Origin of the sequence: Craurococcus roseus, from assembly GCF_039523795.1 — a bacterium.
Taxonomy (GTDB): domain Bacteria; phylum Pseudomonadota; class Alphaproteobacteria; order Acetobacterales; family Acetobacteraceae; genus Craurococcus; species Craurococcus roseus.
On the sequence record NZ_BAAAFZ010000006.1, the window covers coordinates 13,832 to 21,394 of the forward strand.

General features: G+C 70.4%; 5 protein-coding genes and 1 pseudogene. 1 reads left to right on the forward strand and 5 read right to left on the reverse strand.

Annotated elements, in window-relative coordinates; all coding sequences use genetic code 11:
* Nucleotides 1-342: pseudogene (locus ABD067_RS01305) on the reverse strand (coproporphyrinogen III oxidase); the annotation flags it as partial.
* 89 nt (nt 343-431) lie between these two features.
* Entirely contained in the window at nt 432-2,852 is a 2,421-nt protein-coding gene (locus ABD067_RS01310) for a recombinase (protein ID WP_343893325.1), read from the reverse strand.
* Nucleotides 2,853-3,155: 303 nt separating this feature from the next.
* Here ABD067_RS01310 and ABD067_RS01315 point away from each other — a divergent pair, with 303 nt between their 5' ends.
* Nucleotides 3,156-3,848, forward strand: a complete 693-nt coding sequence (locus ABD067_RS01315; protein WP_343893326.1) for an NnrU family protein — start codon at nt 3,156-3,158, stop codon at nt 3,846-3,848.
* A 40-nt stretch (nt 3,849-3,888) separates the two neighbouring features.
* Here ABD067_RS01315 and ABD067_RS01320 read toward each other — a convergent pair whose 3' ends face one another.
* The 3 genes from ABD067_RS01320 to ABD067_RS01330 form a co-directional block, all read right to left on the reverse strand.
* The gene (locus ABD067_RS01320) at nt 3,889-5,394 is read right to left on the reverse strand and encodes a flavin-containing monooxygenase (protein WP_343893327.1); all 1,506 of its coding nucleotides are present in this window, start codon (nt 5,392-5,394) and stop codon (nt 3,889-3,891) included.
* Between the two features lie 1,226 nt (nt 5,395-6,620).
* Nucleotides 6,621-6,809 (reverse strand): hypothetical protein, encoded by a 189-nt coding sequence (locus ABD067_RS01325; protein WP_343893328.1) that lies wholly within the window; start codon nt 6,807-6,809, stop codon nt 6,621-6,623.
* 226 nt (nt 6,810-7,035) lie between these two features.
* Nucleotides 7,036-7,563, reverse strand: a 528-nt coding sequence (locus tag ABD067_RS01330; RefSeq protein ID WP_343893329.1) for a hypothetical protein, incomplete at its 5' end; no start/stop codon positions are given.

Sequence of the window (7,563 nt, forward strand, 5' to 3'; positions counted from 1 at the left end):
GCCGCCGCCGAAGTGCAGCGCCGCCGCGCCGCCGTGCTGCGCCGGCAGCGCCGCGGCGAGCAGCCGCGCCTCGGCGGCCAGCGCCGCGGCGTAGCGGGCCAAGCGCGGCGCGGCGCGCGTGACCGCCGTGTGGCAGCCGCAGTACCAGCAGAGCGACCGGCAGAAGGGCACGTGGACGTAAAGCGACGGCGCGTGCGCCGGGCCGGCCTGGCCCAGCCACCCGCGGTAGGTGCCTTCCGCGATGGGGCCGAAGTGCGGCGCGGTCGGGTAGCTGGTGTAGCGGGGGAGGGAGGCCGCGGCGTACCGCTTCAGCGCTTCCCCCGGCGCGGTGGCCGAGTGCATGGCCGCCTGGATAGCCCCAGCCGCGCGGCTTACCTTTGCGAAATGTCAAACGCGGGGACGGGCCGCGCGCCGGGCCCCGCGCGCGGCGGTCAGATCGGGCAGACCCCCGACGCGCAGGCGAGGTGGGCCATGTCCACCGCCTCGTGGAGCGCCGGGTCCTCGATGCGCTCCACCAGCGCCGCGAAGCGGCCGGCCGGCACCTCCTCCTCGGGCAGGTACTCGTAGCCGAGCGCGTGGTCCGGCCGGCTCGGCAGCACGGCGCAGCAGCGGATGCGGGGCTGGTGCTCCAGGACCATGTCGCGGAAGGCGTCGAGCCCGTGCCGATCGGTGAAGACCTTCAGGGTGTAGGAGACTTGGTTGCCCCGTTCCGCGCCGATCCAGTGCCGTTCGAGCAGGGCGAGCCAGCGGTATTGGTCGTCCGGCGAGGCTTCCGGCGCCGTCACCAGCCGCTCCCCGATGCCGAGGCGCTGGATCAGCGGCAGCGTCGGGAAGCCGACCACCGCCATGCCCGGGAAGGAACGCAGGGCGCGCACCGGGTAGCCGCGCGCCTCGTAGTCGCCGAGCAACGGGTCGCTGTCCACGGCCCAGCCAGTGTTCCGCCGCGCGCCCTTGAACTGCACCCAGCGCAGGTACTGGCGCCGCGCCGGCAGGTGCGCGCCCTCGGTCAGGCCGAACAGCTTGCTGGTGGTGCCGGCCGGCTTGACCGTGGTGACGGTGAAAGGCGCGCCGAGACCGAACTCCGCCGCGCAGGCCTCGCCCTCCGCCTTGGCCGCGTCCGACAGCCGCGCGAGCATCGCCCAGAACGGCGCCGAGCGCTCCTCGTCCAGCAGGTCCGCGAAGCCGAAGCCCCACCGCATCCAGGCCCATTCGTGCAGGCCCGTGGGCCCGATCCCCATGCGGTTGGTGCGCCGCACCTCCTCGGCGTAAAGGGCGTCCATCAGGTTGGCGCGCATCAGGAAGCGCACGCCGAGGCGCACGCTGTCCTCCACGCGCGCGTCCCACTCGGCCGCGACCTCCGGGGGCACGGCGCCGGGCTCGACCTCCACGAGGTCCACCGGGCAGGCGAAGAGGGGGGCGAAGTCGGCGATCACGCAGTAGCCGCCGGTGACGTGCAGCGTGATCTCGCCGCAGGGATTGGTCGTCACCGGGAAGCGCGCCGCTTGCGCGCGGCGTCCCAGCTCCGCCAGCAGCCCCACCGCGTGGTCGGCGCGGTAGCGGGCGGACCGCACGTCGCGGCCGTCCTCGTGCGCCGGCTTCTCCCAGGCGGTGCCGGTGCGGTGGTCCTCCAGCTTGTCGCCGTTGATGAAGCCGGGCTCGCCGTTGATGAAGGCGCAGCGCGTCGCCTCCTCGAACACCGCGAGGGCGTGGCGGTGGGCCGGCGCGTCGCTGCCCGCGCGCGAGGCGCGCACGCCTTCCCAGAACTCGGCGTCCACCATCACCGAGTTGTTGGCGGTCCAGAGCCCGCCCTCCGACTTGGCGCGGATGAAGCGGAAGACGCCGGGGTCGCGCCAAGACTTCGTGGCCATGCGCGCGGCGCGGCGGGCGCCGCCGACCTGCACCTCGACGGAGAGGTAATGGTCCGCCAGCAGCGCCTGTTCCCAGGGCCGCAGCGCCTCGTCGCCGGGGGCGCGGCGGCGCGCGGGTTCGATCACCTGGTTCCGCAGATTGACGAAGCCGCGCATGAGCGAAAGGGGGCCGGAGGCGGGCCGCCCCTGCATGCCGCCGATCGGCGCGCCGCGCGGGCGCACCGCCGAGAAGTCGAGCAGCACCGCGCGGTCCGCCGCGCCCTCGAAGGCCATGCTCTCCAGCAGCTCGACCGCCTTGGCCCAGCCCTCGCGGGTGTCGGCGACGGCGTGGCGGATCGCGCCTGCCGGCGCCTCGGACGGGTCGGAAACGAACTCGCGCGCGATCCAGGCGCGGACCTCCGCCGCTTGCGCGTCCGTCATCGCCTCCGGCGCGGTGCCCCAGGGCAACAGGTCGAACTCGACGCCGAAGCGGTGCAGGTCCTCGCGCGTGCCGGGGAAGTCGGGGTGCGATGGCGAAAGGTGCAGGAGCAGCCGCGGCGCCCTGGCCCAGTCCACCGCGACCAGCTCGTCGTCGTAGCTGCGCCCGACGCCGCTGCCGTTCAGCAGCAGGTAGAACAGCGTGAAGGAGGCGATGGCCGTCGCGCAGTTGGTGAACACCTCCATGTTGCGCCCGGGCTGTTGCGCGTCGCCGTGCTGGAGGTGGCGGCCGGAGGTGAGGAGGGCGCCGGTCGCAATGGCGTTGCGCAGCCGCGCCTCCTCGACCGGGTCGGCGCGGCGCCCGGCCAAGGCCATGTTGCCCGCCGCGACCCGGTCCGCGACGCGGCCGAAATCCTCCCGGTCCTCGGAGCGGAAGACGGTCCGGCGGGCGACGGCGAGGCCCATGCCGGGGTCGAGTGCGCGCGGCGCGAGCTTCGCCTCCCCGAAGCTCGCGCCGGGGATGGCGGCGGGGCGCCGCGGGCGCATGCCGGGCAGGGAACCGTCCATTGCGAATCCTTCTCTCGGCCGCCGAAGCGAGGCGGCACGCTCCATATATAGCGATTCACCTTCTATGTAGCCACTGCATTTTGTAAGTTGCGCCCATCTGGCGTCCGGCCGCCCGACCTTCGGACAAGGCCTCCAACGCCCGCCGCAGGGGCTGCGCGGCCCCCTTGCCGACCTCCTCCCCTCGCGCCAAGGCGCCGGCACACGCGGGTGCGAAGCGGCCGTCGGTCTGCCAAGGAAGCGGTTCGCATCTGGCGGGCCGCGCCACCGTGCGGTTTGGGGGAGGCGAAGTCCGAGGGGCGCGCGATGGGGGGATGGGGCGAGTTGTTCGTGGCCTTCGCGGCCTTCCTGCTGTCCCACGCGCTGCCGGCGCGGCCGGCCCTGCGGCGGCCGCTCGCCGCCGCTCTCGGCGAGCGGGGCTATCTCCTGACGTACAGCTTGGTTTCGCTGGCGGCGCTCGCTTGGCTGATCGCCGCGGCGGGGCGGGCGCCTTACGTCGCCTTGTGGGGCCCCGCTCCGTGGCAGGCCTGGGTGCCGAACCTGGCCATGCCGGCGGCCTGCCTGCTGGTTGCCTTCGGCCTCGGCGCGCCCAACCCGCTTTCCTTCGGCGGCCGCGCGGACGGCTTCGACCCGGAGCGGCCGGGCGTCGCCGGGGTGTCGCGGCACCCGCTGCTGCTCGCCCTCGCGCTCTGGGCCGGCGCGCACGCCGTGGCGAACGGCGATCTGGCGCATGTGGCGCTGTTCGGCGCCTTCGCCGGCTTCGCGCTGCTCGGCATGCGGATCATCGACCGGCGCAAGCGGCGCCTCATCGGGGCGGGCGAATGGAACAGGCTGGCGGCGCGCACCTCGGGTTGGCCGCTCGCCGCGCTCGTTGACGGGCGGTGGCGGCCCTCGGCCCTGCCCGAGCCCTGGCGGCTCGGCCTGGGCTTGTTGCTGTGGCTCGCGCTGCTGGCCTTGCACGCGCCCGTGGTCGGCGTGTCGCCGCTGCCACCCGGCTGAACGGGCGGCCCGGGGAGTGGGCGGCGCCCCACGCGCGTCGTCACTCGTACACGAAGGCCGGGTCGTCGAGGTCGATGGCGGGCAGTTCGTCCTTTTCGCGCCAGTGGTCCTGGGTGTGCTGCCATTCGCGCTTGTTCCCACGCTTCGGCAGCAGGTGCATGCCGCGCATGAGGTAGCCGGGGTTGAAGTCCTCCGGGTCGATCCAAGGCAGCAAGGGCATGTCCTTGTCCTCGGGGCGGAGGGCCACCGTCACCTTGCGCGCGCCCTTCTCGTCCATGCGGTTGAGCAGCCGGCACACGAAGTCGGCGACCAGGTCCGCCCGCAGGGTCCAACTGGCGCGGAAGTAGCCGAACACCCAGGCCATGTTGGGCACGCCGGTGAACATCATGCCGCGGTAGGTGACGGTTTCGGAGAAGGCGAGCGGCTCGCCGTCGATCTCGAAGTCGATGTCGCCGAGCGCGCTGAGGTGGAAGCCCGTGGCGGTGACGACCACGTCGGCTTCGAGGAGCTTGCCGGACTTCAGCAGGATGCCGTCCTCGGCGAAGCCTTCGATCCCGTCGGTCACGACCGAGGCCGTGCCGGCGGCGATGGCGTGGAAGAGGTCGCCGTCCGGCACGAAGGCGATGCGTTGCCGCCAGGGCCGGTAGCTCGGCGTGAAGTGCGTGCCCATGTCGTAGTCCGGGCCGAGGATGGCGCGGACCTGCGCCAGGAGGTCCTGCCCCGCGCCCTCCGGCTCGGTGAAGGTGCGGCGGGTGAACTTGTCCTGCTCCAGCAGGATCTTGCGGCGGACGATCTCGTGTATCCACGCCGGATCGACGCCCAATTCGCGCAGCTCGTCGGCGATCTCGATGGCGTTGCGGCCGGTGCGGAACCAGGTCGGCGAGCGCTGCAGCATGGTGACGTGGGCGCACTTGCCGGCGATGGCCGGCACCAGCGTCGCGGCGGTGGCGCCGGAGCCGATGACGACGACCTTCTTGCCCGACAGGTCCAGGTCCTCAGGCCAGGTCTGCGGGTGGACGATCAGGCCCTTGAAGCGGTCCATGCCGGGCCACTCGGGCGTGTAGCCTTCGGAGTGGCGGTAGTAGCCCTGGCACATCCAGAGGAAGTTGGCGGTGAAGCGGACGGCCTCGCCGGTGTCCTTCCGGACGGCCTGGATCGTCCAGAGCTTGTCCCCGCTCGACCAGCTCGCCGAGACGATCCGGTGCCGGTAGCGGATGCGGGGGGCGAGGCCGTTCTCCTCGATCACCTCGCCCATGTACTTCAGGATCTCGGCGGCGGTGGCGATCGGCGTGCCGGTCCACGGCTTGAAGCGGTAGCCGAAGGTGAACAGGTCGCTGTCGGAGCGGATGCCGGGGTATTTGTGCGTGAGCCAGGTGCCGCCGAAGCTCTCTTGCTCCTCGAGGACGACGAAGCTCTTGTTCGGGCATTGCTTCGTCAGGTGGTAGGCGCCGCCGATCCCGGAGATCCCGGACCCGGCCACCAGGACGTCGAAGTGCTCGGCTTCTTGCGGCTTGGTTTCGGCGACGAGCGTCGCTGCTTCGGACATCGTTCCCCGCTTCTCGTTGTTCACGGATGGCTGCGCCGCAGTCTCGACCGCATCCGCGGAGGCGGCAATGCCGCCCCGGCCGGTCCGCGGTCCGCTCAGGCCGAGAACGCGGGCACGGCGCCGGGTTCCCGGCGGGCGGCTCCTTCCGCTTGCGCGGCCGCCGGGGCCGGCGTTTTGCGCGTTTCGGACGAATGGGCCGGGCGAGGCGACCGCCCCGCCTTTCCCGCCCGCCGGACGGGCGCTCGCCGTGGGGCGCTCCGCCGCGGCGTTTTGCGTGTTTCGGACAAATGCCCGGGACGGTGGCGGCGCCGTGGCTCGCGCGGCTTCCGAATGGCCGATCGCGGCGAGGCGGCCCGACCCGGCGGCGGCGGTTCGCGCGATCCGGACAAATCGCCGGGGCGATGCCGCCGCTTCGCGTTTTGCGCCTTTCGGACAAAATGCCGGGGCGGGCCGCTGCGGCGGGGCCTCTTCCGTGTTGCGGGCGGATGCGCAAGGTCGGGGCCGCGGAGGCGCAGCATCATGCGCCCGCGGGGCGGAGGCCGAGCGTGGGGCGGCTCGGTTCGGCGTCTCGGCTTTTTCGGGCGGATGGAAGGCGTGCGGCATCGGGGGCGCTCCCTTCTTCGGCGCCCCTCGGCGTGGATACCCAGGCGGCCCGCTCGGTTTGCCGCGACCGACGCCGCGACGGGTCCGCCTGCCGGAACCCTGGACTATCTTCCTACATTCGCCGGCGCTGCGTCAAGCATCCCAGGCGTCGGGAAGGCCGGCGGCGCCTTCGGCTGGCGCGGCTTGCGAGGGCCGCGCTTCTCCGGTCCTTCGGCGGCTTAAGCCGCTTCCACCAGGACCACGATGTCTTTGCCGCGTCCTGGCCCCCGACCAACCACCCGACTGCCAGCTTGGTGTCGGCATCGAGAGCCGTCCACGTCCAGACATCGCCGGTCCCCTCCGGGGCCGCCTTGGCGGCCATGTTCTTCGCTTTGTGGGTGAAGGACCAAGTTTCGTAACGCTCGACTTGCTGGGCCTGCACGCCGCGCACCGCCCGGTCGTGGAAAGCTCCACAAGCCCGGCCAACATCCACCAGCAGCTTCGTCACTGTATCTATGCTGATGCCGGCGATCCGAGTTGTGGTGCGCAGCGCGTCGCCTTCGCAGAGCAGGGTCAGAATGGCCGCGCGTCGTGGAATGGAGGCGATTTACGCCTCCATTCACACTAGACCTCATGCTTGAGCCTCAAGCGTCCTGTTCGGTTTTGGCTCGGTCCTGCTGCCGCCGCCGCGACATCTCCTCAATCTTCGTGGCGAGATCGGCAGCCATCTCGGCCGCAAACTTCTTGATGCTCTGCTCGCTGCCGGGATCATCGTGGTCCGGTGTGCTCCGCACGGCAGCGTCTCGGTCCGCCTCGATCCGCTTACGCCGCATCTCCACCCTCCCTTCTACCAGCGTTGGTCGCACTCACCCCATACTTCCTAACAAAGTATCCAGGGTTTAGTTCCTTATCAAAATAATGCTTCCGCTTTACCCAAACGAAGCCCTCCGTCTTTGATATTATTGCAACATCTATCGGGACCGCAACTGTTTCCTTCTCTGTTGAGAAGCGCCTCTTCATAGACGTGATGCTGACCAGTGCTTCCGCAAGCTCCGTGAGTTACGGCTTTGGCATGAACAAAACCGTATCCTCCATCTGTTTGCGGAGTTTCCCCTTGGCTGCGGGCATGAAGTCTTCGCGGTAGTGCTGCAAGACAGCTTCGCTCAATAGGCTGATCTGGCCTTCGACCGCCGCTTTTGCCGCCTTTCTTGTTCCTTTTACCCCGTCGAAGGCGTGTTGCTTTATCGCGGCGAGTGCGCGCGAGAGGTAATCTTCAAGTCCGCTTTCAAGCTCGGCGTCTATGCCGTCCAGAAAGCGGTCTACGATGTCTTTCTGCGCAAAAGGCAGTATCCGGGCAGACAACTCGTTGCGATTCGCGTCGAAGCTCTCTACCTGCCGCTTTTTCAGTCTGTCAGCGATCACCCCGTCGATTTCGAAGGCGCGCAGAGAAGGGAACATCTCATCAGCGCCGAAGCCAGCAAAGACGAGGCCTGTAAAATCCTCGGAGAGCACGTCTCGGTGCAACACCAACGCGCAGAGGTCCACCAAGCCGGCTTTGTCCTTCTCGGAGAGCGGGTATGGCGGGTG

Bases quoted from the DNA above. Each gene is read 5' to 3' on its own strand.
- ABD067_RS01325 (WP_343893328.1), bottom strand. From the start codon at position 6,809: ATGCGGCGTAAGCGGATCGAGGCGGACCGAGACGCTGCCGTGCGGAGC.
- ABD067_RS01315 (WP_343893326.1), top strand. From the start codon at position 3,156: ATGGGGGGATGGGGCGAGTTGTTCGTGGCCTTCGCGGCCTTCCTGCTG.
- ABD067_RS01320 (WP_343893327.1), bottom strand. From the start codon at position 5,394: ATGTCCGAAGCAGCGACGCTCGTCGCCGAAACCAAGCCGCAAGAAGCC.
- ABD067_RS01310 (WP_343893325.1), bottom strand. From the start codon at position 2,852: ATGGACGGTTCCCTGCCCGGCATGCGCCCGCGGCGCCCCGCCGCCATC.